The organism is Streptomyces sp. NPDC000134, assembly GCF_042899225.1.
Lineage (GTDB): Bacteria > Actinomycetota > Actinomycetes > Streptomycetales > Streptomycetaceae > Streptomyces.
The window spans coordinates 194,745-220,846 of sequence record NZ_JBIAZN010000013.1 but is presented as its reverse complement, the minus strand read 5'-3'; the positions used below and the strand labels follow the sequence as shown (position 1 = coordinate 220,846).

At 72.7% G+C, this 26,102-nt stretch carries 25 protein-coding genes; 11 read left to right on the top strand and 14 right to left on the bottom strand.

Annotated elements, in window-relative coordinates; all coding sequences use genetic code 11:
* Window positions 1-206 precede the first annotated feature (206 nt).
* Window positions 207-722, top strand: coding sequence for a phosphatase PAP2 family protein (locus tag ACFY32_RS21395; protein ID WP_359193388.1), 516 nt, complete (start codon window positions 207-209; stop codon window positions 720-722).
* A gap of 54 nt (window positions 723-776) precedes the next feature.
* Here ACFY32_RS21395 and ACFY32_RS21390 read toward each other — a convergent pair whose 3' ends face one another.
* The 7 genes from ACFY32_RS21390 to ACFY32_RS21360 form a co-directional block, all read right to left on the bottom strand.
* Window positions 777-1,241 (bottom strand): hypothetical protein, encoded by a 465-nt coding sequence (locus tag ACFY32_RS21390; RefSeq protein WP_390674962.1) that lies wholly within the window; start codon window positions 1,239-1,241, stop codon window positions 777-779.
* Between the two features lie 157 nt (window positions 1,242-1,398).
* Window positions 1,399-2,811, bottom strand: coding sequence for an NAD(P)/FAD-dependent oxidoreductase (locus tag ACFY32_RS21385; protein ID WP_390674961.1), 1,413 nt, complete (start codon window positions 2,809-2,811; stop codon window positions 1,399-1,401).
* 3 nt (window positions 2,812-2,814) lie between these two features.
* Window positions 2,815-3,615 (bottom strand): ABC transporter permease, encoded by an 801-nt coding sequence (locus ACFY32_RS21380; protein ID WP_359193397.1) that lies wholly within the window; start codon window positions 3,613-3,615, stop codon window positions 2,815-2,817.
* Window positions 3,616-4,545 (bottom strand): ABC transporter permease, encoded by a 930-nt coding sequence (locus ACFY32_RS21375; RefSeq protein WP_359193399.1) that lies wholly within the window; start codon window positions 4,543-4,545, stop codon window positions 3,616-3,618.
* Window positions 4,545-5,684, bottom strand: coding sequence for an ABC transporter ATP-binding protein (locus ACFY32_RS21370; protein WP_390674971.1), 1,140 nt, complete (start codon window positions 5,682-5,684; stop codon window positions 4,545-4,547). Before ACFY32_RS21370 ends, ACFY32_RS21375 begins: the two co-directional genes overlap by 1 nt.
* Before the next feature lie 5 nt (window positions 5,685-5,689).
* A complete protein-coding gene (locus ACFY32_RS21365) occupies window positions 5,690-6,937 on the bottom strand; it encodes a spermidine/putrescine ABC transporter substrate-binding protein (RefSeq protein WP_390674960.1) in 1,248 nt (415 codons plus the stop codon).
* Window positions 6,938-6,991: 54 nt separating this feature from the next.
* The gene (locus ACFY32_RS21360) at window positions 6,992-8,509 is read right to left on the bottom strand and encodes a gamma-aminobutyraldehyde dehydrogenase (RefSeq protein ID WP_390674959.1); all 1,518 of its coding nucleotides are present in this window, start codon (window positions 8,507-8,509) and stop codon (window positions 6,992-6,994) included.
* Window positions 8,510-8,713: 204 nt separating this feature from the next.
* Here ACFY32_RS21360 and ACFY32_RS21355 point away from each other — a divergent pair, with 204 nt between their 5' ends.
* Window positions 8,714-9,325 (top strand): NADAR family protein, encoded by a 612-nt coding sequence (locus ACFY32_RS21355; protein ID WP_359193410.1) that lies wholly within the window; start codon window positions 8,714-8,716, stop codon window positions 9,323-9,325.
* 24 nt (window positions 9,326-9,349) lie between these two features.
* On the opposite strand, the gene ACFY32_RS21350 is transcribed toward ACFY32_RS21355, so the two are convergent.
* On the bottom strand, window positions 9,350-10,015 hold the full coding sequence (locus ACFY32_RS21350) for a hypothetical protein (protein ID WP_390674958.1): 666 nt from the start codon (window positions 10,013-10,015) through the stop codon (window positions 9,350-9,352).
* 155 nt (window positions 10,016-10,170) lie between these two features.
* Between ACFY32_RS21350 and ACFY32_RS21345 the strand changes: the two genes are divergently transcribed.
* Window positions 10,171-11,232 carry an adenosine deaminase gene (locus ACFY32_RS21345; RefSeq protein ID WP_390674957.1) on the top strand — a complete coding sequence of 354 codons (1,062 nt, stop codon included), beginning with the start codon at window positions 10,171-10,173 and terminating at the stop codon, window positions 11,230-11,232.
* Between the two features lie 25 nt (window positions 11,233-11,257).
* On the top strand, window positions 11,258-11,998 hold the full coding sequence (locus ACFY32_RS21340; protein WP_390674956.1) for a glycerophosphodiester phosphodiesterase: 741 nt from the start codon (window positions 11,258-11,260) through the stop codon (window positions 11,996-11,998).
* A 40-nt stretch (window positions 11,999-12,038) separates the two neighbouring features.
* Here the strand turns inward: ACFY32_RS21340 and ACFY32_RS21335 are convergent, their stop codons facing one another.
* Both ACFY32_RS21335 and ACFY32_RS21330 read right to left on the bottom strand, forming a co-directional pair.
* Window positions 12,039-12,578, bottom strand: a complete 540-nt coding sequence (locus ACFY32_RS21335) for a hypothetical protein (protein ID WP_390674955.1) — start codon at window positions 12,576-12,578, stop codon at window positions 12,039-12,041.
* Window positions 12,579-12,667: 89 nt separating this feature from the next.
* Window positions 12,668-14,107 (bottom strand): gamma-aminobutyraldehyde dehydrogenase, encoded by a 1,440-nt coding sequence (locus ACFY32_RS21330; protein ID WP_359193425.1) that lies wholly within the window; start codon window positions 14,105-14,107, stop codon window positions 12,668-12,670.
* 165 nt (window positions 14,108-14,272) lie between these two features.
* Between ACFY32_RS21330 and ACFY32_RS21325 the strand changes: the two genes are divergently transcribed.
* The 7 genes from ACFY32_RS21325 to ACFY32_RS21295 all read left to right on the top strand — a co-directional run bounded on the left by ACFY32_RS21325 (window position 14,273) and on the right by ACFY32_RS21295 (window position 21,372).
* The gene (locus ACFY32_RS21325) at window positions 14,273-14,788 is read left to right on the top strand and encodes an Lrp/AsnC family transcriptional regulator (protein WP_359193427.1); all 516 of its coding nucleotides are present in this window, start codon (window positions 14,273-14,275) and stop codon (window positions 14,786-14,788) included.
* A complete protein-coding gene (locus ACFY32_RS21320) occupies window positions 14,773-16,164 on the top strand; it encodes an aspartate aminotransferase family protein (protein WP_359193430.1) in 1,392 nt (463 codons plus the stop codon). The genes ACFY32_RS21325 and ACFY32_RS21320 overlap by 16 nt, the downstream gene beginning before the upstream one ends.
* Window positions 16,165-16,404: 240 nt before the next feature.
* A complete protein-coding gene (locus ACFY32_RS21315) occupies window positions 16,405-17,307 on the top strand; it encodes an ABC transporter ATP-binding protein (RefSeq protein ID WP_390674954.1) in 903 nt (300 codons plus the stop codon).
* Window positions 17,289-18,812, top strand: a complete 1,524-nt coding sequence (locus ACFY32_RS21310) for a hypothetical protein (RefSeq protein WP_390674953.1) — start codon at window positions 17,289-17,291, stop codon at window positions 18,810-18,812. Before ACFY32_RS21315 ends, ACFY32_RS21310 begins: the two co-directional genes overlap by 19 nt.
* Before the next feature lie 109 nt (window positions 18,813-18,921).
* The gene (locus tag ACFY32_RS21305; protein ID WP_359193439.1) at window positions 18,922-19,329 is read left to right on the top strand and encodes a VOC family protein; all 408 of its coding nucleotides are present in this window, start codon (window positions 18,922-18,924) and stop codon (window positions 19,327-19,329) included.
* Between the two features lie 34 nt (window positions 19,330-19,363).
* Window positions 19,364-20,494, top strand: coding sequence for an LOG family protein (locus ACFY32_RS21300; RefSeq protein ID WP_390674952.1), 1,131 nt, complete (start codon window positions 19,364-19,366; stop codon window positions 20,492-20,494).
* A 164-nt stretch (window positions 20,495-20,658) separates the two neighbouring features.
* Window positions 20,659-21,372 carry an LAETG motif-containing sortase-dependent surface protein gene (locus ACFY32_RS21295; protein ID WP_359193888.1) on the top strand — a complete coding sequence of 238 codons (714 nt, stop codon included), beginning with the start codon at window positions 20,659-20,661 and terminating at the stop codon, window positions 21,370-21,372.
* A gap of 89 nt (window positions 21,373-21,461) precedes the next feature.
* Here ACFY32_RS21295 and ACFY32_RS21290 read toward each other — a convergent pair whose 3' ends face one another.
* From ACFY32_RS21290 to ACFY32_RS21275, 4 genes are read right to left on the bottom strand one after another with little or no spacing between them, the layout of a single operon-like run.
* Window positions 21,462-22,262: a maleylpyruvate isomerase N-terminal domain-containing protein gene (locus ACFY32_RS21290; RefSeq protein ID WP_359193442.1), complete on the bottom strand. Its 801-nt coding sequence runs from the start codon at window positions 22,260-22,262 to the stop codon at window positions 21,462-21,464.
* A gap of 24 nt (window positions 22,263-22,286) precedes the next feature.
* The gene (locus ACFY32_RS21285; RefSeq protein ID WP_390674951.1) at window positions 22,287-23,306 is read right to left on the bottom strand and encodes an ABC transporter ATP-binding protein; all 1,020 of its coding nucleotides are present in this window, start codon (window positions 23,304-23,306) and stop codon (window positions 22,287-22,289) included.
* Window positions 23,307-23,308: 2 nt separating this feature from the next.
* Window positions 23,309-24,907, bottom strand: a complete 1,599-nt coding sequence (locus ACFY32_RS21280) for an ABC transporter permease (RefSeq protein WP_390674970.1) — start codon at window positions 24,905-24,907, stop codon at window positions 23,309-23,311.
* 47 nt (window positions 24,908-24,954) lie between these two features.
* Window positions 24,955-26,073, bottom strand: coding sequence for a thiamine ABC transporter substrate-binding protein (locus ACFY32_RS21275; protein ID WP_359193448.1), 1,119 nt, complete (start codon window positions 26,071-26,073; stop codon window positions 24,955-24,957).
* Window positions 26,074-26,102 lie beyond the last annotated feature (29 nt).

Here is a 26,102-nt window from a genome sequence, read left to right as displayed (position 1 = left end):
CTCCTCACCGATCGGACGGTCGCTCGCCCCAGACCCCCCGGGGCGCGCGACGTTCCGGTCCGGACGGCCGCCCCGGAACGACCCCCCCTGTTCCCGGGCGGCCGACCTCGTTCACCCTCCTCTTCGTTCTCCTCCCCCTCCTCCTCTTCGCGCTGATCACCTGGCAGGTCCTCGCCGACGGCCCGCTGACCGGCCTGGACGAGCGGGTGAGCGGGGCGCTGGCCCGCCCCGACCGGTTCTCCGAGCTGCTCTCCGACCTCGGCAACACGGGGACCGCCGTGCCCGTCCTCGCCGCCGCGCTGGCGTACGCGGCCTGGCGGTGGCGCCGGGCCGGCGCGGTGCGCTGGTGGCTGCCGCCGCTGGCCGGGGCGGTGCTGATGGCGCTCGTGCCGGCCGTCGTCGTCCCCCTCAAGGAGTGGACCGACCGCCCCGCCACCCCGGTGATGCCGCCGGCCACCGGCTACTACCCCTCCGGCCACACCGCCACCGCCCTGGTCGCCTACGGCACGGCGACGCTGCTGCTCCTGCCCCACCTGCGGGCGCCGGCCGTCCGGAAGCTGCTCGTCGCGGCCGGCGCCGCCCTGGTGCTGGCCACCTCCTGCGGTCTGGTCAGGCGGGGCTACCACTGGCCGCTGGACGTCGTGGCGAGCTGGTGCCTGTTCCTGCCGCCGCTGGCGGGCCTGCGCTCGCTCGTCCGCCGGTACGGCCGCCCGCCGTCGTGAGGCACCCGCCCGGGACAGCCCCCGCAACTGTCCCGGGCGGGCGACCCGCCGTGGTCACCGTCCGCTCTCGTCCGGCCGGACCCGGTCCGCCGCCGCCGCCTCGTGCATGGCCAGTTCCAGCAGGGCCGGGTCGGTGAGGGTGCCGCTGCCGTCCGGCGGCACCAGCCAGCGGACCCCGCCGCGCGTCGGCCGCCCGGGGTACGGCACCACGATCCACGTTCCGGCACCGGCCGTGCGGATGCCGGTGCCCAGCCAGCGGGCCGCGGTGCCCGGCGGCACGAAGAACCCGGTGCGCGCGTCGCCGACGTCGACGAGCACCGGGCCGGGCTGGTCCAGGACCCGGCACAGGACGTCGAGGGTCGGACGGCCGAGCCGGCCGGGCAGGATCAGGACGTCCCAGGCCCGCCCGGCGGGCAGCAGAGCGACCCCCAGGGGGTCGCGCTCCCACTCGCGCCGGCAGGCTTCGGGGTCCGGTGCGACGGATGCGAGCCACTGGACCGCCGTCTTCTCGCCAGGCATGGAAAGACCTCTCTCTCACTCGTGGACGCGGGTCGCGTCACGGGTGAGAGCGGGGCCCGGGGCCCGCATTACGCGCGTTGCGGCAGCCCGTCCAAGTGAGCCGGGTCACAGGCCGGGGGCTTCGGAGCGGGCCGGGGCACCGGCCCGGCGGTGCCGGTCAGCTATCGAAGCCCAGCCCGAGCCGGTCCATCGTCCGCAGCCACAGGTTGCGCCGCCCGTCGTGGGCGTCCGCGCGGGCCAGCGACCACTTGGTGAGCGCGATCCCGGTCCACGCGAACGGCTCGGGCGGGAACGGCAGGGGCTTGCTGCGGACCATCTCCAGCTCGGTGCGCTCGGTCCGCTCCCCCGCCAGCAGGTCCAGCATCACCTCGGCGCCGAAGCGGGTGGCTCCCACGCCGAGGCCGGTGTACCCGGCCGCGTAGGCGACCCGCCCCCGGTGGGCCGTGCCGAAGAACGCCGAGAACCGCGAGCAGGTGTCGATCGCGCCGCCCCAGGCGTGGGTGAAGCGGACGCCCTCCAGTTGCGGGAAGCAGGTGAAGAAGTGCCCGGCGAGTTTGGCGTAGGTCTCGGGCCGGTGGTCGTACTCGGCGCGGACCCGCCCGCCGTACGGGTAGACCGCGTCGTAGCCGCCCCACAGAATCCGGTTGTCGGCGGAGAGCCGGAAGTAGTGGAACTGGTTGGCGCTGTCGCCCAGGCCCTGCCGGCCGCGCCAGCCGACCGAGGCGAGCTGCCCGGCCGTCAGCGGCTCGGTCATCAGGGCGTAGTCGTAGACCGGGACGGTGTACGGGCGGACCCGGCGGACCAGGCTGGGGAAGACGTTGGTGCCGAGCGCGACCGCGCGGGCGCGGACCGAGCCGTAGGGGGTGCGTACGGCCATCCCGGCGCCGTACGGCCGCAGGGTGAGCGCGGGGGTGTGCTCGTACACGCGGACGCCGAGGGCGAGGCAGGCCCGCTTCAGGCCCCAGGCGAGCTTGGCCGGGTCGAGCAGGGCCACGCCCCGGCGGTCGTGCAGGCCGGCCCGGAAGGTGGGTGAGTCGACCCGGGCCCGTACGGCGTCGGCGTCGAGGTACTCGATGCCCTCGGCCAGGCCCGCGCGGCGGAGCTGCTCGTGCCACTCCTTCAGCTCCCGGGCCTGGTAGGGCTCGGTGGCCACGTCGATCTCGCCGGTGCGTTCGAAGTCGCAGTCGATGCGGTGGCGGGCGAGGGCCGCCTCGATGGCGTCGAGGTTGCGGGCGCCGAGCCGCTCCAGCGTGTGGATCTCGCCGGGCCAGCGGGTGAGGCCGTTGGCCAGGCCGTGGGTGAGGGAGGCGGCGCAGAAGCCGCCGTTGCGGCCGGAGGCGGCCCAGCCCGCCTCGCGGCCCTCCACCAGCACCACGTCCCGCCCGGGGTCGCGTTCCTTGGCGATCAGCGCGGTCCACAGCCCGCTGTACCCGCCGCCGACCACCAGCAGGTCGCAGGTCTCGGCGCCGGTGAGGGCGGGCTCGGGGCGGGGGCGGCCGGGGCGGTCCAGCCAGTACGGGACGTGCTGGGCCTCGGCGAGGGAGGTCGTCCACCGACTGCTGCGGTTCATGGATCACGCCCCGGACTTGGTGCGGCGGCTGCCGATGGCCATCGAGAGGAGCACGAACAGCACGGCGACGGCGAACATGGCCGTGCCGATGACATTGATCTGCACGGGTGTTCCACGCTGGGCCGAGCCCCACACGAACATGGGGAAGGTGACCGTGGAGCCCGCGGTGAAATTGGTGATGATGAAGTCGTCGAAGGAGAGCGCGAAGGCGAGCAGCGCCCCCGCCCCGATGCCCGGGGCCGCGATCGGCAGGGTCACCCGCAGGAAGGTCTGCAAGGGCCCGGCGTAGAGGTCCTGGGCCGCCTGCTCCAGCCTGGGGTCCATCGACATCACGCGCGCCTTCACGGCCGTCACGACGAAGCTGAGGCAGAACATGATGTGGGCGATCAGGATCGTCCAGAATCCCAACTGAGCACCCATGTTGAGGAACAGGGTGAGCAGCGAGGCGGCCATGACGACCTCGGGCATCGCCATCGGCAGGAAGATCAGCGAGTTGACGGCGCCGCGTGCGCGGAAGCGGTAGCGGACCAGGGCGAAGGCGATCGCGGTGCCGAGGGCGGTGGCGCCGAGCGTCGCCCAGAAGGCGATCCGCAGGCTCAGCGAGAGCGAGCCGCACAGGTCGGCGACCCCGCACGGGTCCTTCCAGGCGTCGGCCGAGAATTCCTGCCAGGCGTAATTGAAACGACCGACCGGTCTGTTGAAGGAGAACACCGTGACGACGACGTTCGGCAGGAGCAGATAAGCGAGCGTCAGCAGTCCGGCGATGACGACCAGATTGCGCTTGAACCAGGTGACGAAGGCCATTTACACCAGATCCTCCGTGCCGGACTTGCGGATGTAGACCGTGACCATGACGAGGATCGCGGCCATCAGGATGAACGACAGGGCCGCGGCCGTCGGATAGTCCAGGACGCGCAGGAACTGGGTCTGGATCACGTTGCCGACCATGCGGGTGTCGGTGGAGCCGAGCAGGTCGGCGTTGACGTAGTCGCCGGTGGCCGGGATGAAGGTCAGCAGCGTGCCGGAGACGACCCCCGGCATCGACAGCGGGAAGGTGACCCTGCGGAAGGTGGTGAGGGGCCTGGCGTACAGGTCGCCCGCCGCCTCGTGCAGCCGTCCGTCGATGCGCTCCAGGGAGGTGTAGAGCGGCAGGATCATGAACGGCAGGAAGTTGTACGTCAGTCCGCAGACCACCGCCAGCGGGGTGGCCAGCACCCGGTCGCCGGCCGTCCAGCCGAGCCAGCTCGTGACGTCCAGGACGTGCAGGGTGTTCAGCGCGCCGACGACCGGGCCGCCGTCGGCGAGGATCGTCTTCCAGGCGAGGGTGCGGATCAGGAAGCTGGTGAAGAACGGCGCGATCACCAGGATCATGATCAGGTTCCGCCAGCGGCCCGCCCGGAACGCGATCAGGTACGCCAGGGGATAGCCCAGCACCAGGCACAGCACGGTCGCGGCGGCGGCGTAGGCGACCGAGCGCAGGAACTGCGGCCAGTACGCGGTGAGGGCGTCCCAGTAGGTGGCGAAGTGCCAGGTGACCTTGTAGCCCTCCTCCAGGGAGCCGGTCTGCACGGAGGTGGACGCCTGGTAGATCATCGGCAGCGCGAAGAAGACGACCAGCCAGAGCAGGCCGGGCAGCAGCAGCCAGTACGGTGTGAGGCGCCCGCGGCGGCGCGGGGGCCTGCGCTCCGGCGCGGTCGGGGTCAGCGGCGGTGGCGCCTCGGTGAGCGTGGTCATCAGGCGGCCTCCTCCACCCCGGCGCCGGCGTCCTGGGCGGCGTCCAGGCCGAAGGTGTGGGCCGGGCTCCAGTGCAGGACGACCTCGGCACCGGGCACGAGCCGGGGGTCGCGGTCGACGTTCTGGACGTAGACGGCGAACTCCTGGCAGACGGGGCTGTCGACGACGTACTGGGTGGAGACGCCGATGAAGGCGGCGTCGGCGATGGTGCCGGTGATGCGGTTGCGGCCCTCGGGGACGGTGCCGGCGTCGTCGGCGTGGGTGAGGGAGACCTTCTCCGGGCGGACGCCGACCAGCACCCTGCCGCCGGCCGTGACGGGCGCCCCGCACCGCTGTCCGGGCAGGACCAGCTTGCCGCCGCCGGCCCGGAGCACGAGGTCGGTGCCGCCGGTGCTGTCGATCTCCGCCTCGATGAAGTTGGAGGTGCCGAGGAAGTTGGCGACGAAGGTGGTGCGCGGGTTCTCGTACAGGTCGGCGGGGGTGCCGAGCTGCTCGACGCGGCCCGCGTTCATCACCGCGACCTGGTCGGCCATGGTCATGGCCTCCTCCTGGTCGTGGGTGACGTGCACGAAGGTGATGCCGACCTCGGTCTGGATGCGCTTGAGCTCCAACTGCATCTGGCGGCGCAGCTTCAGGTCGAGGGCGCCCAGCGGTTCGTCGAGGAGCAGCACCCTGGGGTGGTTGATCAGCGCGCGGGCGAGGGCGACGCGCTGCTGCTGGCCGCCGGAGAGCTGGTGCGGCCGCTTGCGGGCCTGCTCGCCGAGCTGCACCAGGTCGAGCATCTCCTCGACCTGCTTCTTCACGCTCCTGATGCCGCGGCGGCGCAGGCCGAAGGCGACGTTCTCGAAGATGTCGAGGTGCGGGAAGAGGGCGTAGGACTGGAAGACGGTGTTCACCGGCCGCTTGTAGGGCGGCAGCCGGGTGACGTCCTGGTCGCCGAGGTGGACCGTCCCGGTGGAGGGCTCCTCCAGTCCGGCGATCATGCGCAGGGTGGTCGTCTTGCCGCAGCCGGAGGCGCCGAGCAGGGCGAAGAAGGAGCCCTGCGGCACGGTCAGGTCGAGCGGGTGCACGGCGGTGAAGGAGCCGTAGGTCTTGCCTGTCCCGGTGAGGCGGACGTCGCCGCCGGTGCCGTCGGTCATGGTGGTCACGCCCCTGTGAGCTTGGCGAACTTGCCTTCGCAGGCCGTTTCTTCCTTCGAGCTGAGCGAACGGAAGGCACGGGACCCGGCCTGCATGGCCTTGTCGGGAATGATCAGCGGATTCTCCGCCGCGTCCGGGTCGATCTTCGCGAGTTCGTCCTTCACTCCGTCGACGGGACAGACGTAGTTGATGTAGGCGGCGAGCCGGGCGGCGGCCCCCGGCTCGTAGTAGTAGTCGATGAGCCGTTCTGCGTTGGCCTTGTGCCGGGCCTTGTTGGGGACCAGCAGGTTGTCGCTGGAGGTGATGTAGCCGCTGTCGGGGACGAGGAAGTCGACGTCCGGGCTGTCCGCCTTGAGCTGGACCACGTCACCGGCCCAGGCGAGGCAGGCCGCGAGGTCGCCCTTGCTGAGGTCGGAGGTGTAGTCGTTGCCGGTGAACCGGCGGATCTGGCCCTTGTCGACGGCCCGTTGCACCCGGGCGATCGCCGCGTCGTAGTCGTCGTCGGTGAAGCGGCCCGGGTCCTTGTCCATGTCGAGCAGCGTCATGCCGACGGTGTCGCGCATCTCGGTGAGCAGCCCGACCCGGCCCTTGAGCTTCGGGTTGTCCAGCAGGTCGGAGAGGGAGGTCACCTCCACCCCGTCGAGCGCCTTCTTGTTGTAGGCGATGACGGTGGAGATCCCCTGCCAGGGATACGAGTAGGCGCGGCCGGGGTCCCAGTCGGGGGTGCGGAACTGGGGCGAGAGGTTGGCGTAGGCGTGCGGCAGACGGGCCGGGTCCAGTTTCTGGACCCACCCGAGGCGGATGAGGCGGCCGGCCAGCCAGTCGGTGAGGACGATCAGGTCCCGGCCGGTCTCCTGGCCGGCGGCCAACTGCGGCTTGATCTTGCCGAAGAACTCGTTGTTGTCGTTGATGTCCTCGGTGTACTTGACGCGGATGCCGGTGCGCTCGGTGAAGGCGTCCAGGGTCGGATGCCGTTTGCCGCTCTCGTCGACGTCCATGTACTCGGTCCAGTTGGAGAAGGCGACCTCCTTCTCCTTCGCCGAGTGGTCCTCGGCGGCCGTGCCGCCCCCCGGCCGGCCGGCGGCGGGGATGCCGCAGCCGCTCAGGGTGCCCAGGGCGCCGGCCGCGAGCGCGCCGCCGGCGGACGCGCGCAGCAGCGACCGGCGGGTCAGGGCGGCCCGGCCGCTGCGCAGGCTGCGCCGCATGGCGGCCACTTGGACCGGGGTGAGACGGTCGGGCTCGTACTGCTCCATGCGCGTGATGCCCTTTCGGGTGGGTCGGCCGTGGTCGGCGGCCTGTGGTGATGGCTATCGGTCCCCGAAGACGGTGCGGTGCCAGTCCTTCGCGGCGACCGCGGTGTTGTCGAACATGACGTGTTTGATCTGGGTGTACTCCTCGAAGGAGTACGTTGACATGTCCTTGCCGTAGCCGGACGCCTGGTAGCCGCCGTGCGGCATCTCGCTGATGATCGGGATGTGGTCGTTGACCCAGACACAGCCCGCCTTGATCTCGCGGGTGGCCCGGTTCGCCCGGTACACGTCCCGGGTCCAGGCGGAGGCGGCGAGCCCGTACGGGGTGTCGTCGGCGAGCCGGAGGCCCTCCTCGTCGCTGCCGAAGGGCAGCACGACCAGGACCGGGCCGAAGATCTCCGACTGGACGATCTCGCTGTCCTGGGCGGCGCCGGTGACCAGGGTGGGCCGGTAGTAGGCGCCCGCCGCCAGGTCGCCGCCGGGGGCCTCGCCGCCGGTCACCACGCGTGCGCAGGAGCGCGCCCGGCCGACGAAGGCGGCGACGCGGTCCCGCTGCGCGTGGCTGACCAGCGGCCCGAGGTCGGTGTCCGGCGCGAACGGGTCGCCGACCCGCACGGTCTCCATCAGCGCGGCCGTCCGCTCGACGAACGCCTCGTACAGGGGACGCTGTACGTAGGCGCGCGTGGCGGCCGTGCAGTCCTGGCCGCTGTTGATGAGGGCGCCGGCGACCGCGCCGTGGACGGCTGCCTCCAGGTCGGCGTCGTCGAAGACGACGAAGGGGGCCTTGCCGCCGAGTTCCAGGTGCAGCTTCTTGACCGTGGCGGTGGCGACCTCGGCGACCCGCCTGCCGACGGCGGTGGAGCCGGTGAAGGAGGTCATCGCCACGTCCGGGTGGCCGACGAGGTGCTCGCCGGCCTCCCGCCCGGTGCCGCTGACGATGTTGATCACACCGTCGGGGATACCGGCCTCGGTCGCGGCCTGCGCGAACATCAGCGAGGTCAGCGGGGTGATCTCGGCGGGCTTCAGCACGATGGTGTTGCCCGCGGCGATCGCCGGGAGGATCTTCCAGGCGGCCATCTGGAGCGGATAGTTCCAGGGCGCGATGGAGCCGACCACACCGATGGGTTCGCGGCGCACGTACGAGGTGTGGTCGCCGGAGTACTCGCCGGCCGACTGCCCTTGGAGGTGACGGGCGGCACCGGCGAAGAAGGCCGTGTTGTCGACGGTGCCCGGCACGTCGAACCCGCGGGTGAGCTTGAGCGGTTTGCCGCACTGGAGGGACTCGGCGCGGGCCAGTTCCTCGGCCTGCCCGGCGAGGACGGCGGCGAACCGGTGCAGGGCGTCGGAGCGTTCACCCGGAGTGGCCCCGGCCCACCCGGGGAACGCGGCCCGCGCGGCGGCGACGGCGGCGTCGACGTCCTCGGTGCCGGCCAGTGCGTAGGTGAGGACCTCCGCGCCGGTGGCCGGGTCGACGACGGTGTGCGTACGGCCGGAGGTGCCCCGCGTGAGACGGCCCGCGATGTAGAGGGCCCCGTCCGCGAAGCGGTCCTGGGGGGCGTTGCCGGGATGGTGCATGGCGGCTCTCCTCGGTGTCCCCGTAAATGGGGGTCCGGCGTGGCTCGGGCTCGATGTGAGTGCCGATCCTGACAGAGCACTAGACCCCCAACAAGTGATTCCGTTGTTGCCTTTTGGTTACGCGACGGAATCTGTCGACCAGGTGTCGAGTCGCGCGGGAAAAGGCCGGACGGAGTGTCAGTGGCGCGTGCGAGAGTGGCGTGCATGGGACAGATCACGGGGGCGATCGGCGGCAGGGAAGCGCTGATCGACGCGGTCCGGGCGGGCACACGCGTCAAGTACTTGTACTTCTGGGGCCACCGCCCGCGCCCGGACGGCCGGGTCGGGCCGAGCTGCCTCAGTCAGTGGTGGCCGTCGCCGTTCACGGTGGACGGGGTGGAGTACGCGACGGCCGAGCACTGGATGATGGCGGCCAAGGCCCGGCTGTTCCGGGACGCGGAGGCGGAGCGCCGGGTGCTGGCGGCGGGCCATCCCGCCGAGGCGAAGACGGCGGGCCGGCTGGTCTCCGGCTTCGACGAGGCGATATGGGCGCGGGAGCGCTTCGGGATCGTCGCCGAGGGCAGCGTGCACAAGTTCGTGGTGGACACCGCGCTGCGGGAGTTCCTGCTGGGGACGGGCGACCGGGTCCTGGTGGAGGCCAGTCCCGTGGACCCGGTGTGGGGCATCGGCCTGGCCGCGGACGACGAGGCGGCGGCCGACCCGCGGCGCTGGCGGGGCGCGAACCTGCTCGGGTTCGCCCTGATGGAGGCGCGGGCGCGACTGCGGGCCGGGGCGCTGCGCGGAACGGGCGCCTGGTCCGCCCGGGTCATGCCGTGAGGCGGTGGCCCGCCGGGGCCGGGACTACGTCGCGATGATCAGGACGCCGAGGCCGATGCCCAGGGCCGTGCCCACCGCTCCGCAGATGATGCCGGCCAGGGCCTGGCCCCCGTTGGTGGCCTCGCCCCGGCGGGCCTTGCCGCGGCCGATCACGCTGAGGACGACGCCCAGGACGCCGGCCAGGATGGCCAGCGGCCACAGACAGAAGCCGATGGCCGCGACGATGCCCAGGACCATGCCCGCGGTGCCGATCCCGTTGCTGGGCAGCGGCACCGCACCGGGCCAGCCGTAGGGACCCGGAAGCTGGACGGGACCCGGATGCCCGTAACCGCCCGGGTAGCCGTACGGCACCTGCCCGGGACCACCCGGCGCCATGGGCGGCGGCGGAACGGGGCCGCCGTGCGGGGCGGGGCCGGGGGCGGCGAAGGGGTTCGTGTGGTGGGGAGCGGAGGGGCCGGGGGCGGCGAAGGGGTTGCCGTGACCGGAGACGGAAGGGCCGGGCGGGGCGTACGGGTTGCCGTGCCCGAGCCCGGAGGGACTCGGCGGGGCGTACGGATCGCCGTCACCGTAGGCGGAGGCACCCGGCGGCGCGAAGGGGTTGCCGTCGCCGGACCCGGAGGGCGTCCCGCCCGCGTCTCCCTGTCCCCCGCCGTGCCCAGCGGCCTCCGGCGTCTGCGCGTCGTCGGACATGCGCGGGTTCCCCTCTGTCGAACGTGCCGTCATGCTACGGCGCGTCCCGGCCCCGGCGGCCCCCGGCCTACGATGATCCCGAGTCACCGATCAGCCGATCACCCGCGTCCCGCCGGCACCCGCCGGGCCGGGGACGCCGTTCCGGGGAGGAACCCTTGACCGAGCACCTCGTCGACGCCGACGTACCGCGCGACCTGCACGCTTTCATCGCCGGCCTGCCGAAGGCCGAACTGCACGTCCACCACGTCGGTTCCGCCTCCCCGCGGATCGTGTCCGAGCTGGCCGCCCGCCACCCGGACTCCAAGGTCCCCAGCGACCCCGAGGCGCTGGCCGACTACTTCACGTTCACGGACTTCGCCCACTTCATCCAGGTGTACCTGTCCGTCGTCGACCTGATCCGCACCCCGGACGACGTCCGGCTGCTGACGTACGAGGTGGCGCGGGAACTGGCCCGGCAGCAGGTGCGGTACGCGGAGCTGACCATCACGCCGTACTCCTCGGTGCGGCGCGGTATCGACGCGGGCGCGTTCATGGGCGCGATCGAGGACGCCAGGAAGGCGGCCGAGGCCGAGTTCGGGACCGTGCTGCGCTGGTGCTTCGACATTCCGGGCGAGGCGGGGCTGGAGTCCGCCGAGGAGACGACCCGGCTGGCCACCGACGACCGGCTGCGCCCGGAGGGCCTGGTCTCCTTCGGGCTCGGCGGGCCGGAGATCGGCGTGCCGCGCCCGCAGTTCAAGCCGTACTTCGACCGGGCCGTCGCCGCCGGGCTGCACTCCGTGCCGCACGCCGGTGAGACCACCGGGCCGGAGACGGTGTGGGACGCGCTCACCCACCTGCGGGCCGAGCGCATCGGGCACGGCACCAGTTCCGCGCGGGACCCCGAACTGCTCGCGCACCTCGCCGAGCACCGCATCCCGCTGGAGGTGTGCCCGACCTCCAACATCGCCACCCGCGCGGTCGCCACCCTGGACGAGCACCCGATAAAGGAGTTCACGCGGGCCGGTGTGCTGGTGACGATCAACTCCGACGACCCGCCGATGTTCGGCACCGACCTCAACAACGAGTACGCCGTCGCCGCCCGCCTGCTCGGCCTCGACGAGCGCGGGCTGGCCGACCTGGCGAAGAACGCGGTGGACGCGTCCTTCCTCGACGAGCCGGGCAAGACCCGGATCAGGGACGAGATCGACGCGTACACCACGACCTGGCTCGCCCCCTGACCCGCCCGCCGGAGGCCCGATCCCCATGACCACCGTGCCCGCCGTACCCACCGAGCCCGCCGTGCCCACCGTGCCCGCCGCAACCGCCGTGACCGCCGTGGCCCACCGCGGCGATCCCTACCGGTTCCGTGAGAACACGCTCGACTCGCTGCGCTCCGCGCTCGGCCGCGGCGCGGACGCCGTCGAGACGGACGTACGGCTGACGCGGGACGGCGTGCCCGTGCTGCTGCACGACGCGACACTCAAGCGCCTGTGGGATCGGGACCGTCCGCTGGCCGCCCTGTCGGCGGACGAGGTGCGCGGGCTGACGGACGGCCGGGTGCCGACCCTGGCCGAGGCGCTCGCGGCGACCGAGGGCCACCGGGTGATGCTGGACCTCCCCGGCACCCCCGGCGCCGGGGCGGTGCGGCGGATCGTGGACGTGGTGCGGGAGTGCGGGGCGGCCGGCCGCGTGTACTACTGCGCGGGCGCCGCCGCCATGCTCGCCGTGCGCGCCGCCGACCCGGCGGCCGAGATCGCGCTGACCTGGACGTCCCTGGCGCCGCCCCGGCCCGCGCTGCTCGACGCGATCGGCCCGCGCTGGCTCAACTACCGCTTCTCCCTGGTCGACCGGGCCCTGGTGGACCGCGTCCACCGGGACGGCCGGCTGGTCTCCGTCTGGACCCCCGACACCCGCCGCAGCATGCGCCGCCTCCTCGCGATGGGCGTCGACTCGATCACCACCAACCGGGTCGACGTCCTGCACACCCTGCGCCGCACCGCCTGACCCGCCGGCCGGCCCCGCACCGCCCGGCCGTCGAGGCCGGTCATCCCTGGGCGGGCGCGGCGGCGGCCGGAAGCCGGGCCCCGGGCGCGGTGAGCGCCTCCAGGCGCTTGATCCTGCGCCGGAGGACGAGGAGCGGGATCACCCCGAAGACGCCGAACGACATGTCGATCACCGACCACCAGAAGGGGATGCCGCGGATCGGACCGCAGATCAGGGCGAGCGGAATGATGCCGGCGCAGGCGATCATCCCGAACTCCACGACCCAGATGTTGCGGACCGGATCGCGGTAGGGGCCGTAGAAGGCGACCGCGATCACGAGGTGGGCGAAGGCCAGCCAGTCGGTGCCGTAGAGCAGGAAGGGGTGCTCGGCGTCGGTCTCGTCGAGGCCGAGCCGGACGCGCTCGATCCAGTCCATGAGCGCGGGCAGGTGCTCCGGCCCGGACAGGGACCGCAGCAGGTCCTCGGTCCAGCGCAGTTCGTGCACCAGGGGGAAGGCCGTGGCGCCGCTGAGCACCAGGCAGACGACGAAGAAGACCAGCCAGGCGCGGATGCCCTTGAGCAGGGCGGCTCTGTCGCTCATGGCGACACCCTACGCGCAGTTCTTGAACACGTTCAAAACATTGCGCTCCAGGGCACCATGAGCGGCGGAGCCGCCCCGCTGCCGGGACCTCAGCCGTCCAGCGAGGTCATCACGTGCTTGATCCGCGTGTAGTCGTCGAAGCCGTACGCGGAGAGGTCCTTGCCGTAGCCGGACTTCTTGAAGCCGCCGTGCGGCATCTCCGCGACCAGCGGGATGTGCGTGTTGATCCAGACGCAGCCGAAGTCCAGCTTCTTGGACATCCGCATGGCCCGGCCGTGGTCCTTGGTCCACACCGAGGACGCCAGCGCGTACTCCACGCCGTTGGCCCACTCGACGGCCTGGTCCTCGTCGCGGAAGGACTGGACGGTGATGACCGGGCCGAAGACCTCGTTCTGGATGATCTCGTCGTCCTGCTTCAGACCGGAGACGACGGTCGGCGCGTAGAAGTAGCCGCGCTCGCCGACCTGGTGACCGCCGGCCTCGACCTTGGCGTGGGCGGGCAGCCGCTCGATGAACCCGGCGACCTGCTTGAGCTGGTTGGGGTTGTTCAGCGGCCCGTACGCCACGTCCTCGTCGTCCGGCTGCCCGGTCTTCGTCTCGGCCGCCGCCTTCGCCAGCGCGCTCACGAACTCGTCGTGGACCGACTCGTGGACCAGCACGCGGGTGGCCGCCGTACAGTCCTGGCCCGCGTTGAAGTAGCCCGCCTCGGCGATGCCCGTGACGGCCTTGGCGATGTCGGTGTCCTCGAAGACGACGACCGGGGCCTTGCCGCCCAGCTCCAGGTGGACCCGCTTGAGGTCCTTCGACGCCGACTCGGCGACCGACATGCCGGCCCGCACCGAACCGGTGATGGAGGCCATCGCCGGGGTGGGGTGCTCGACCATCAGCCGGCCGGTGTCGCGGTCGCCGCAGATGACGTTGAAGACGCCCTTGGGCAGGATGGAGCCGATGATCCCGGCGATCAGGACGGTGGAGGCCGGGGTGGTGTCCGAGGGCTTGAGGACGACCGTGTTGCCCGCCGCCAGCGCTGGCGCGAACTTCCACACGGCCATCATCATCGGGTAGTTCCACGGCGCGACCTGCGCGCAGACCCCGATCGGCTCCCGGCGGACCATGGAGGTCAGGCCCTCCATGTACTCACCGGCCGCGCGCCCCTCCAGCATCCGCGCCGCGCCCGCGAAGAAGCGGATCTGGTCCACCATCGGCGGGATCTCCTCGGTGCGGGTCAGCCCGATCGGCTTGCCCGTGTTCTCCACCTCGGCCGCGATCAGCTCCTCGGCGCGCTCCTCGAACGCGTCCGCGATCTTCAGGAGGGCCTTCTGCCGCTCGGCCGGGGTGGTGTCCCGCCATGCCGGGAAGGCCGCGGCGGCCGCCGCCATCGCGGCGTCCACGTCCGCCGGCCCGGACAGCGGGGCGGTCGCGTACGCCTCGCCCGTGGCGGGGTTGACCACCTCGGTGGTCCGTCCGTCGGCGGCGTCCCGGAACTCACCGTCGATGTAGTTGCGCAGACGACGCAGTTCGGTGCTCACTGCCGGCCCTCCAAGTTCGGGTGTCCAATCACTGAGACATCCACCCTAGACGGATACCCGACGTTTTCAACACCCCTGGACACGCCCAGGTTGCGAAATCCGCAGACTTCGGTCTCGTACACAACGGATTTCATCGATCTCGTCTTGCGAAACTGTCGAGACGTCGTGCACAGTGAAGAGGTGGCCAGTCGAAGCGCAGAACCGAGGGACGCCAACCGGTCCAGGCAGCACACGCCCCAGTTGGACGCCGTCTCCCTCGCCATCATCGAACAGCTCCAGGAGGACGGCCGCCGGCCGTACGCCGCCATCGGCAAGGCCGTCGGCCTGTCCGAGGCGGCCGTGCGCCAGCGCGTCCAGAAGCTGCTCGACCAGGGTGTGATGCAGATCGTCGCCGTGACGGACCCGCTCACCGTGGGCTTCCGCCGCCAGGCGATGGTCGGTGTCAACGTGGAGGGCGACGTCGAGTCCGTCGCCGACGCGCTGACCGCCATGTCCGAATGCGAGTACGTCGTGATGACCGCGGGCTCCTTCGACCTGATGGTGGAGATCGTCTGCGAGGACGACGACCACCTGCTGGAGGTCATCAACCGACGCATCCGGGCCGTCCCCGGAGTGCGCTCCACCGAGAGCTTCGTCTACCTCAAGCTCAAGAAGCAGACCTACATGTGGGGAACCCGATAACCGTGAGCACCGACACCCCCAAGGACCTCAGCCGGACCGCGTACGACCACCTGTGGATGCACTTCACCCGCATGTCGTCGTACGAGAACGCCCCCGTCCCGACCATCGTGCGGGGTGAGGGCACCTACATCTACGACGACCAGGGCAAGCGCTACCTCGACGGGCTCGCCGGACTGTTCGTGGTCCAGGCCGGCCACGGGCGCGTCGAGCTGGCCGAGACCGCCTCCAAGCAGGCCCAGGAGCTGGCGTTCTTCCCGGTGTGGTCCTACGCCCACCCGAAGGCCGTCGAGCTGGCCGAGCGCCTCGCCCACCACGCCCCGGGCGACCTGAACAAGGTCTTCTTCACCACCGGCGGCGGCGAGGCGGTGGAGACCGCCTGGAAGCTCGCCAAGCAGTACTTCAAGCTGACCGGCAAGCCCACCAAGCACAAGGTGATCTCCCGCGCGGTCGCCTACCACGGCACTCCGCAGGGCGCCCTGTCGATCACCGGCCTGCCCGCCCTGAAGGCCCCCTTCGAGCCGCTGGTCCCCGGCGCCCACAAGGTCCCGAACACCAACATCTACCGGGCGCCGATCTTCGGCGACGACCCGGAGGCGTTCGGCCGCTGGGCCGCCGACCAGATCGAGCAGCAGATCCTCTTCGAGGGCCCGGAGACGGTCGCGGCCGTCTTCCTGGAGCCGGTGCAGAACGCCGGCGGCTGCTTCCCGCCCCCGCCCGGCTACTTCCAGCGGGTCCGCGAGATCTGCGACCAGTACGACGTGCTGCTCGTCTCCGACGAGGTCATCTGCGCCTTCGGCCGGCTCGGCACGATGTTCGCCTGCGACAAGTTCGGCTACGTCCCGGACATGATCACCTGCGCCAAGGGCATGACCTCGGGCTACTCCCCCATCGGCGCCTGCATCATCTCCGACCGCCTGGCCGAGCCGTTCTACAAGGGCGACAACACCTTCCTGCACGGCTACACCTTCGGCGGCCACCCGGTCTCCGCCGCGGTGGGCCTCGCCAACCTCGACCTGTTCGAGCGCGAGGGCCTCAACCAGCACGTCCTGGACAACGAGGCCAACTTCCGCTCCACCCTGGAGAAGCTCCACGACCTGCCGATCGTCGGCGACGTCCGCGGCAACGGCTTCTTCTACGGCATCGAGCTGGTGAAGGACAAGGACACCAAGGAGACCTTCACCGACGACGAGACCGAGCGCGTCCTGTACGGCTTCCTCTCCAAGAAGCTGTACGACAACGGCCTGTACTGCCGGGCCGACGACCGCGGCGACCCGGTCGTCCAGTTGGCCCCGCCGCTCATCTCCGACCAGGGGACCTTCGACGAGATAGAGCAGATCCTGCGCGCCACGCTGTCGGAGGCGTGGACCAAGCTCTGATCTTCGGCGCGTCTTCCGCGCGTCTTTCGCGCATCCCCTCGTGCCGTCCGCGCGGGAGGACCGTCCGCCGGCCCCGGCGCCGCCCGTTCGAGTGAAGAACGGCGGCCCGGGGCCGCGTGCTGTCCGCTCCGCCCCGCCCGCCCTGCCTAGCGTGCCTCAGTGACCGATGGGCCCGGCCGTCGTTGGCCCGGAAGGGGGACAGCGGCCGGGGAAAACGGATCAGAACCGAGGTGTACGCCCATGGTGGCCCCGCCGGACGACGACGTGCTCCGGGCACGCGCCCTGCACTTCCAGTACCACGACGGCTCCCCCGCGCTCCAAGGCGTCTCGCTCGGCGTCCGCGAGGGCGAGATCCTCGCCGTCGGCGGACCCCGCGGCAGCGGCAAGACCACCCTGCTGCGGTGCCTGGCCGGGCTGGTCCGGCCGCAGCGCGGCGAGGTCTGGTTCACCGGCCTGCCGGTGCACACGATGGGCCCGCTCGCCCGCGAACGGCTGCGCCGCGACCGGTACGGCTGGGTCGACCCGGCGCCGGTGCTGGTCCCCGAGCTGAACGCGTGGGAGAACGCCGCGCTGCCCCTGATGCTGCGCGGCACCGGCCGGCGCCGGGCCAAGAAGGCGGCGCTGGAGTGGCTGGACCGCCTCGACGTCGGGGACGGCGCCCGGCGCCGCCCGCACGAACTGCGCCAGTCCGAACGCCAGCGGGTGTGCATCGCCCGCGCGCTCGCCGTCACCCCGGCGGTCCTCTTCGCCGACGAGCCGACGGCGCCGCTGCACCGCGCCGACCGCGCGCATGTGCTGCGCACGCTCACCACGGCGGCCCGCTCCCACGGCATCACCGTCGTCGTCGCCACCGACGACGAGGAGACGGCCGCCCTCGCGGACCGCGCGATCACCCTGCTCGACGGACGCTGCGTCCAGACGGTCCACCTGCCCGCGGAGGAGGAGTCGGGGAGGTCCGGGGGCCCGGGGGCGCAGGCGCCCCCCGCGGAGGCCGCCGGGGCGGTGGGGGCCGCCGAGGCATCCGGGACCGTCGGCGCCGCCGGAACCGGCGGGGCCGCCGAAGCCGTCGCGTCCGGGCCCGCCGGGCCGGTCGTCCGGGCCGGCGGGACGGAGGGACGCGCCGCGTGCTCGCTCTCCGTCTGAGCCGCCGGCTGCACCTCGCCGTCCAGCTTCGCCGGCTGCTGGTCTCGGCCGCGTCGGCGGGCACCGCGTTCCTGCTGCTGTGCTCCCTCGGCCACGCGCTGAACCACCAGGACGCGCCCGCCGCCTCCGCCCTGCGCCTGGCCTGGTGCGCGGCGCCGCTCGCCGCCACCGTGTACCTCGCCGTCGCCGTCGCCCGCGCCGACCCGGTCACCCGGCCCCGGCCCGGTCTGTCGGCGATCGGCATCGGCCCCGGCCGCCTGATGGCCATGTCGGCGATCACCACGGCCCTGGCCTGCGCGCTCGGCTCCCTGCTGGCCCTCGCCGTCTTCCTGCACCTGCGCGGCGACCTCACGGGCCTGCCTTTCGACGGCGCCGCCGCCGACTCCCTCGCGGCCGGGCTGCCGCTGCCGTACCCGGCGGTGCTGACCCTGCTGGCGCTGGTACCGGCGGTCGCGGCGGCGGCGGTGGCCTTCAGCCGGCGCCCGCGCGAGTCCCGCCCCGCACCGGCGGAGGGCACGGGACGCCGGTACGGGCGCTTCGGGGCGTACGGCCTGGCGAGGCGGGAGACCTTCGGCGCGTACGGCCGGTTCGGCGCCCGCCGCGCGCCGGGACGGGCCGCCGACGGTACGAAGGCGCCCGGGACCCCGGCCCCGGCCCCGGCGCCGGACGACGGTACGCCGGGCGGTCCGGCGACCGGGACCGGCGACGGCGCGGCCGACGTCACGGCCGGCGGTGTCCTGCCGGCCCGGGTCCACCCGGCCGACTCCGCCACCACCGACCCCACCACCACCACCGACCCAGCCGCCACCGCGCCCGCCGCCACCACCGACCCAGCCGCCACCGCGCCCGCCACCACCACCGGCGGCACCCTGACCGCTCCCGCCCGCCCCGCCGACCCCTCGCCCGCCCCCGAGTCCGCGCCCGCTCCCCGGCACGGCACCACCGTCCTGCCCTGGGGTGTCGCCCTGCTGGCCGTCGGGCTCGCCGTCGAGGCCATGGCCGGCGGCACCCGGGGCACCGGCGCCGGTGTGCTCGGCGGGTGGGCGCTGACCGCGCTCGGACTGGCCCTCGCCGGGCCCGGCCTGACCCACCTGTGCGGCCGGCTCCTCCAGGCGGTCCGGCCCGGCGCCCTGCGGCTGCTGGCCGGGCGGGTCCTGATGGAGGAGGCGCACCGCATCGGCCGCCCCCTGGGCGTGGTCTGCGCGGTGGCCTCCGCGGCGTACGCGGCGGCGGTGCTGTACACCCCGGGCGGTTCGTCGTTCGGTCCGCTGCGCGCCCTCGGCGCGCTGGTCGTCGGGGGCTGCTCGGTCGCCACGCTGCTGACCGCCGCCGTCGAGGTCAAGCACGCCCGCGCCGACACCACCGGCGCGCTGCTGCGCCTCGGGGCGCCGGCCGGCCTGCTGCGCGCCGCCGCCGCCCTGCGCGCCGCGGCCCTGCTGGCCCTGTTCGCCCCGCTGACCCTGGCCGTCGCCGAACTGGCCGCGCTGCCGCTGAACCACGCGTGACGGGTCCTCGGAAAAAAGATCGAAGAAAGTCCCGCGATCGGCGATGAGTTCACACGGGACCCCCGGTCTACCCCTGCGAACGGCACGACACCGATGGGAGAGACCCCGCATGTACCAGCAGATGATCTTCGTGAACCTGGCGACCGACGACCTCGACGCCTCGAAGAAGTTCTTCACGGAGCTCGGTTACTCGCTCAACACCCAGTTCAGCGACGACAGCACCGCCTCGTTCCCGATCAGCGACACCATCGTCGCGATGCTGCACACCCCGCAGAAGTACTCCGTGTTCACGAAGAAGGAGATCATCGACTCCCGGACGCACAGCGAGGTGCTGATCGCGCTGAGCGCCGAGAGCCGCGCCAAGGTGGACGAGCTGGTGGAGAAGGCCGTCGCGGCCGGCGGCCGGGTCACCGGCGAGACCCAGGACCACGGTTTCATGTACGGCCGTGCCTTCGAGGACCTCGACGGCCACACCTGGGAGGTCGTCTGGATGGACCCGGCGGCCGTCGAGAGCTGACGGACAGACGTCCTCACGGTCCTAGCATGGGCGGGTGGACGACCATCTGATACCCGCCCAGCCGCATCACGCCTCGCACGACCGGGAGATCGAGTCCCTCGCCGAGTTCGACGAGGTCGTCGCCCGGGACGGCACGCTCGCGCACTACCGCGTGCAGGCCGTCGACCTGACGGACCGTACGGAGGTGCTCACCTCCGTCGGCACCGAGGGCGCCGTCTTCCTCGGCTGCCCGATGGACCCCGCCGCGGCCACCGCCGTACGCGCCGCCGGGGCACTGGTGTTCCCCCCGGTGCCCGGCCTGCCCTTCGACCCGTACCGGGCGTTCGTCTACTCCCCCGGCGAACTGTTCGCGTCCCTGGACGAGGGGTACGAGGCGACACCGGACGCCCTCGCCTACGCCTGGTTCCAGCGGACCAGGTCGGACGGGGACGTCTTCGGCTCCATGCTGCGCGCCGTCCACGACGACTCCGTCTCGGACGCGGTCGACGAACTCCTCGTCGGCGCCCGGGTGGTGGGCGTGATGGGCGGCCACGCCATGGCGCGCGGCACCGAGGAGTACGCCGGAGCCGCCCGGCTCGGGCGCGAACTGGCGCGCGCCGGGCTCACGGTGGCGACCGGCGGCGGACCGGGCGCCATGGAGGCGGCCAACCTCGGCGCCTACGCCGCCCCGTTCGGCGACGCGATGCTGGAGGAGGCGCTGCTGCTGCTCGCCAAGGCGCCCTCCTTCACCCCGTCGGTCACCGAGTGGGCGCGCGCCGCCTTCGAGGTGCGCGGACGCTGGCCGGGCGGGGGCGCCTCGGTCGGCATCCCGACTTGGTTCTACGGCCACGAGCCGCCGAACGCCTTCGCGTCGCACATCGCCAAGTACTTCGCCAACGCCACCCGCGAGGACGGCCTGCTGGCCCGGTCCAACGCGGGGGTGGTGTTCCTGCCGGGCGCCGCCGGGACCGTACAGGAGATCTTCGACAACGCGACGCCGAACTACTACGAGTCGCGCGGCGAGCCCACGCCCATGGTGCTGGTGGACCGGGCGCACTGGACGGAGAAGCTGCCGGCGTGGCCGCTGCTGCGGGCGCTGGCGCGGGGACGGTCGATGGAGTCCCGGATCGTCCTGGTCGACCGGATCGAGGAGGCTCCGGCGGCGCTGAAACGTCATCGAGGTTAATAAGAGGGCAAAGTCAAAGCCCTTACCCGACATGTGCGTTGACACCGGTCGGGCACTGCCAATAGACCTGTGAGTCTCCTGGGGCCACAGTGTTGCGGAAGTGTGAGCAGCGGTCCCGGGCGAACCCCCCGCATCCACGTATCCGGTAAAGGACCACCGTGCCCCTGTCCATACTCAGAAGCGCGGCTTCCCGCCGCAGCGTCCGCGCCCTCGGCGTGGCCACCGCCACGGCCGCCCTCGCCATCGGCGCCGCAGGCAACGCGTTCGCCTGCAACATCGGCGAGTTCTCCGCCGCCGCGACGTGCGAAGGCGACAAGGGCGTCATCACCGTCACCGACGTGGACCCCTCCGGTGTCCCCGCCACGGTGACGGTCTACCGCCAGGACGGCGGCGCCGAGGTCGAGGTCGGTTCGCAGCAGGTGAAGGGCTCCCGCGAGGGCGTCACCATCACCTTCGCCGAGGACTGGAAGCCCAAGACGGAGTACCGCGTACACGTCAAGGCAGCCAGCTACGTCGACGAGGACATCAAGCCGAACCTCGTCACCCCGGACACCGCCTGCGGCGGCGGCGAGGAGGAGGAGTCCCCGACTCCGACGTCCACCCCGTCCGAGTCGTCCTCCACCCCGGCGGAGGAGGAGCCCGGGTCCCCGACTCCGGTCCCGTCCACGCCGGCCGCCTCGCCGAGCGACAGCACCGTCCCGGCCGGCGGCGAGGCCGGCAACGCGCCCTCGCCCGCGGCCGGCCAGGACAACCTCGCCGAGACCGGTGCCAGCTCCAACACCGGCCTGATCGTCGGCATCGCGGCCGTGCTGGTCGTCGTCGGCGGCGGCGCGGTCTTCTTCGGCCTGCGGCGCCGCGGCGCGAACAACAACGGCTGACGTCCCGCCCGTCGTACGGTGGCCCGTCCCCGCCCGGGGGCGGGCCACCGCCGTGTCCGGGTCCGGCCGCCCGGCGCCCGCGCGGGGGTCTATCCGAAGGCCGCCTTCTCCCGCCAGAAGTCCAGCAGTCCGCGGTCGCCCAGCACCTGGAGTTCCGGGGCGTCCAGCGGAAGGCGCCCGTAGAAGGCGAGCAGCACGGAGAGGACCGGGCCGCGCAGCGCGACGGCCGCCTTCTCGTGGCCGCGGCGCCAGACGACGCCGTCCTCGGCCGCCTCGATCAGCCACTCGGCGTTCAGCTCGGCGGGGGTGTCGGTGGCGTGCAGATGGATGGTGCGGCCGGGTGCGCGCAGGTCCTTGCCCGGTCCGTCCGGGATCGCCCGCTGGACGAACCGCACGATCTCCAGCAGTTCGTCGACCGCGTCGGCGGCCACCTCGGCCGGTACGGCGGGCAGCGGCAGGCCGGCCGCGAGGGCGGCGTCGGCGCCGTGCACGACGAGTTCGTGCGTCATCCGGCGGGCCCAGAACCCCGCGGTGGGCTCCCCGGTCCACGCCCACACCCGCGCGTCGGGGCCGGCCTCGCGCAGGGTGCCCTCGATCGCGGCGCCGGTCTGCGCCAGCCACTCCCGGAGCGCGGCGGCGTCACCCGTGCCCGCGGGGCCCTCCCGTCCGGGCACCTGGTCCCACGGGACCTCCTCCTGGGCACGGGTGCGCACCACCGTCTCCGTCCAGCGCAGGCCGCGGACGATGTGCCGGACCAGCTCCTCCAGGGTCCAGTCCGGGCAGGTCGGCACGGTGGCGGACAGGTCGGCGCCCGAGGCGAGCACCGCCTCCAACTGCCGTACCTGGTCGGCGATCTCGGCGCAGTAGCGGTCGTGTGCGAGACGTGTCATACGCCTCACCCTACGAGCGGACGATCAGCCGAGCACCACGATTTCGGCCGCGTCGAACTCCACGCCGACCCGAGCGCCGACCGCGGGCGCGTCCCGCAGCGCGCACTCCGCCTCCAGTCGGGGCGCGCCCCCGGGCTGGACGTGCACGGCGACATGGGTACCGCGGAAGGTGCGGGCGGTGACCGTGCAGGGCAGGCCCGTGCCGGCGGCGGCGAGCCGGACACCGGCGGGGCGCACCAGGACCGTACGGCTGCCCTGCGGGGCGTCCTCGGGGACCGGCAGCTTGCCCCACGGGGTGTCGGCGACCGTCCCGGCGACGGTCGCGGCGGCCACGTTGTCGAAGCCGAGGAACCGGGCGACGAACGCGTCGGCGGGCCGCTGCCAGACCTCCAGCGGGGTGCCCTGCTGGGCGATCCGCCCGTCGCGCATCACCACCACCCGGTCGGCCAGCGCGAACGCCTCGCCCTGGTCGTGGGTGACGGCGAGGACCGTGGTGCCGAGCCGGCCGAACAGCTCCCTCAGCTCCACCACCAGCCGCTCCCGCAGCGAGCGGTCGAGCTGGCCGAGCGGCTCGTCCAGCATCAGCAGTCGGGGCCGGGGCGCGAGCGCGCGGGCGAGCGCCACCCGCTGCTGCTCACCGCCGGACAGCGCCGCCACCGACCGGCGGGCGGCGCCCGGCAGCCCGACCAGCTCCAGCAACTCCCGTACCCGCTCCTGCTGTTCGGCCTTGGCCGCCCCGTGCATCCGGGGGCCGAAGGCGACGTTCCCGGCCACGTCGCGCTGCGGGAACAACTGGTGGTCCTGGAACATCAGCCCGACCTCGCGCCGGTGCGCGGGCACCCCCGCCTGGTCCCGCCCGTCGAGCAGCACCCGTCCGGCGTCCAGTCGCTGGAGCCCGGCGACCGCCCGCAGCAGCGTGGACTTGCCGCTGCCGCTGGGTCCGAGCACGCACACGATCTCGTGCTCGGCGACATCGAGGCCGACACCGTCGAGCACGGCCCGCCCGCCGAAGCGGACGGTGGCGCCTTCGAGGCTGAGCAGCATGGTCAGAACTCCCCGGTACGGTCGGTCCGCAGCTTCTCCAGCACCAGCAGCGCCACCGCGCACACGATCATCAGAATGGTCGACAGGGCCATCGCCTGGCCGTAGTTCATCTCCCCGGGCCGCCCCAGCAGCCTGGCCACGGCCACCGGCAGCGTCGGGTTGTCGGGCCGCGCGATGAACACCGTCGCCCCGAACTCCCCCAGCGACACCGCGAAGGCGAACCCGGCCGCGACCGCCAGCGCCCGCCGCACCAGCGGCAGGTCGACCTCCCGCCAGACCCGCCACGGCGACGCCCCCAGCACCGCCGCCGCCTCCCGCAGCCCGGCGTCCACCGCCCGCAGCACCGGCAGCATGGTCCGTACGACGAAGGGGACGCCCACCAGCGCCTGGGCGAGCGGCACCAGGAACCAGGAGGAGCGCAGGTCCAGCGGCGGTTCGTCGAGCGCGATCAGGAACCCGAAGCCGACGGTCACCGCCGACACCCCGAGCGGCAGCATCAGCAGCGCGTCGAAGCCCCGCACCAGACGGCCCGCGTCCCGGCGGGTCAGCGCGGTGGCGGCGAGGGAGCCGATCAGTACGGCGATGACGGTGGCGGCGAGGGCGTACCGCAGGGAGTTGCCGACGGCGTCGATCGGCGGGACGAGGAAGGCGCCGCCGTCCTCGTGGGTGAGCGCCCGGTAGTAGCCGAGGCCGCCGTCCAGCGACCGCTGGACCAGTACCGCGAGCGGCAGCAGGATCAGTACCGCGACGGTGACCAGCACCCCCGCCAGCAGCGCCCGCTGCCCGGCCCCGCGCGGGCGGCGGGCCGTGACCGAGGCGTCCACCAGTTTCAGGGCCGTCTCCCGCCGCCGTACCGTCCAGGCGTGCACGGCGAGGATCACGGCGACCGCGGCGAACTGGACCAGGGTCAGCACGGCGGCGGTGGCGAGGTCGAAGACCTGCGAGGTCTGCCGGTAGATCTCCACCTCCAGGGTGGAGAAGGTGGGCCCGCCGAGGATCTGCACCACACCGAAGGAGGTGAAGGTGAACAGGAACACCATCAGCGCGGCGGCGGCCACCGCGGGCGCCAGCGCGGGCAGTGTGACCCGGCGCCAGGCCGCCGCCGGGGAGGCCCCGAGCATCCGCGCGGCCTCCTCCTGGCGCGGGTCGAGCTGGGACCACAGGCCGCCGACGGTGCGCACGACGACGGCGTAGTTGAAGAACACGTGCGCGAGCAGGATCGCCCACACCGTGGTGTCCAGTCGCAGCCCCCACAGCTCGTCCAGCAGCCCGCCCCGGCCGACCAGCGCCAGGAACGCCGTGCCGACGACGACCGTGGGCAGCACGAACGGCACGGTGACCACGGCCCGCAGCACCTGCTTGCCGGGGAAGTCCAGCCGGGCGAAGACGTACGCGCCGGGCAGCGCGATCAGCAGGGTGAGCGCGGTGGAGGCCAGTGCCTGCCAGGTGGTGAACCACAGCACGTGCCGGACGTCGGCGGCGGTCACCACCTCCCCGATCCGGCCGAGGTGCCACCCGGCGCCGTCCTTCAGCCCCCGGGCGACGATCGCCGCCACCGGGTAGGCGAAGAAGACGGCGAAGAACGCGACGGGCACCGCCATCAGGGCGAGCCGCGCCGCGCCCGCGCGCCGCCGGACGGCTGCCTCGGTCACTTCAGTACGAGCGAGGTCCACGACTTGACCCAGTCGTCACGGTGCTCGGCGATCTCCGCCGGGGCCATGGTCTCGGGGTGGGTCACGGCCGGCATGTTGTCGGTGTAGACGGCGGGCAGCTTCGTACCGGAGACCACCGGGTTGACGTACATGTTCAGTGGCATGTCCTCCTGGAACCTCTCGCTGATCAGGAAGTCGATGAGCGCCTTGCCGCCCTCGGTGTTCTTCGCGTTGCTCAGCAGGCCCGCGAACTCGGTCTGCCGGAAGCAGGTGCCGGTGGCGACTCCGGTGGGCGCGGTCTTCGGCCGCGGGTCGGCGTAGACCACCTCGACGGGCGGCGAGGAGGCGTACGAGACGACCAGCGGCCGGTCGCCGCCCGCCTTGCGGCCGCCGGCCGAACCGGAGAACTCCTCGTTGTACGCCTGCTCCCAGCCGTCGACGACCTTCACGCCGTTGGCCCTCAGCTTCTTCCAGTACTGCGTCCAGCCTCCCCCGCTTCCGGCTCCGCCCGAGCGGGAGGCGCCCCCGTCGCCGTACTTAGCGGCGGTGCCGAGCAGGAAGCCGAGGCCGGGCGAGGAGGTGCCGGCGTTCTCGGTGACCAGGAGGTCCTTGTACGCGGGCTCGGCCAGGTCGTCGAAGGAGGCGGGCGGCGTCAGCTCGTGCTCGCGGAAGTACGCCTTGTCGTAGTTGACGCAGATGTCGCCGTAGTCGACGGGCGTGACCCGGTGCTTCCCGGCGTCGAGCCGGTACCGCTCGTCGACCCGGTCCAGGCCCTTGGCCTCGTACGGCTGGAACAGGCCGTTGTCCAGGGCGCGGGAGAGCAGGGTGTTGTCGACGCCGAAGAGGACGTCGCCCTGGGGGTTGTCCTTGGTCAGGATCGCCTTGTTGACGGCCTGCCCGGCGTCGCCGTCCTCCAGGACCTTGACCCGGTAGCCGGACTCCTTCTCGAAGGCGGCGATGACGCTCTTGGACGCGGCCCACGAGTCATGGCTGACCAGGGTGACGGTCCGGGAATCGCCGGACCCCTCGTCGCCGCCGGACGACGATCCGCACGCGGACACGGTGACCAGGCCGAGCCCTGCGGCCAGGACGGCGGCCTTCTTGGTGATGCTCACTGGATTCCTCCTGGGACGGTCCAGGAAGA

Excerpts from the sequence above, each read along its gene's own strand:
- ACFY32_RS21390 (WP_390674962.1), bottom strand. The coding sequence starts at position 1,241 with ATGCCTGGCGAGAAGACGGCGGTCCAGTGGCTCGCATCCGTCGCACCG.
- ACFY32_RS21385 (WP_390674961.1), bottom strand. The coding sequence starts at position 2,811 with ATGAACCGCAGCAGTCGGTGGACGACCTCCCTCGCCGAGGCCCAGCAC.
- ACFY32_RS21380 (WP_359193397.1), bottom strand. The coding sequence starts at position 3,615 with ATGGCCTTCGTCACCTGGTTCAAGCGCAATCTGGTCGTCATCGCCGGA.
- ACFY32_RS21375 (WP_359193399.1), bottom strand. The coding sequence starts at position 4,545 with ATGACCACGCTCACCGAGGCGCCACCGCCGCTGACCCCGACCGCGCCG.
- ACFY32_RS21370 (WP_390674971.1), bottom strand. The coding sequence starts at position 5,684 with ATGACCGACGGCACCGGCGGCGACGTCCGCCTCACCGGGACAGGCAAG.
- ACFY32_RS21365 (WP_390674960.1), bottom strand. The coding sequence starts at position 6,937 with ATGGAGCAGTACGAGCCCGACCGTCTCACCCCGGTCCAAGTGGCCGCC.
- ACFY32_RS21360 (WP_390674959.1), bottom strand. The coding sequence starts at position 8,509 with ATGCACCATCCCGGCAACGCCCCCCAGGACCGCTTCGCGGACGGGGCC.
- ACFY32_RS21355 (WP_359193410.1), top strand. The coding sequence starts at position 8,714 with ATGGGACAGATCACGGGGGCGATCGGCGGCAGGGAAGCGCTGATCGAC.
- ACFY32_RS21350 (WP_390674958.1), bottom strand. The coding sequence starts at position 10,015 with ATGTCCGACGACGCGCAGACGCCGGAGGCCGCTGGGCACGGCGGGGGA.
- ACFY32_RS21340 (WP_390674956.1), top strand. The coding sequence starts at position 11,258 with ATGACCACCGTGCCCGCCGTACCCACCGAGCCCGCCGTGCCCACCGTG.
- ACFY32_RS21335 (WP_390674955.1), bottom strand. The coding sequence starts at position 12,578 with ATGAGCGACAGAGCCGCCCTGCTCAAGGGCATCCGCGCCTGGCTGGTC.
- ACFY32_RS21315 (WP_390674954.1), top strand. The coding sequence starts at position 16,405 with ATGGTGGCCCCGCCGGACGACGACGTGCTCCGGGCACGCGCCCTGCAC.
- ACFY32_RS21305 (WP_359193439.1), top strand. The coding sequence starts at position 18,922 with ATGTACCAGCAGATGATCTTCGTGAACCTGGCGACCGACGACCTCGAC.
- ACFY32_RS21290 (WP_359193442.1), bottom strand. The coding sequence starts at position 22,262 with ATGACACGTCTCGCACACGACCGCTACTGCGCCGAGATCGCCGACCAG.
- ACFY32_RS21285 (WP_390674951.1), bottom strand. The coding sequence starts at position 23,306 with ATGCTGCTCAGCCTCGAAGGCGCCACCGTCCGCTTCGGCGGGCGGGCC.
- ACFY32_RS21280 (WP_390674970.1), bottom strand. The coding sequence starts at position 24,907 with ATGGCGGTGCCCGTCGCGTTCTTCGCCGTCTTCTTCGCCTACCCGGTG.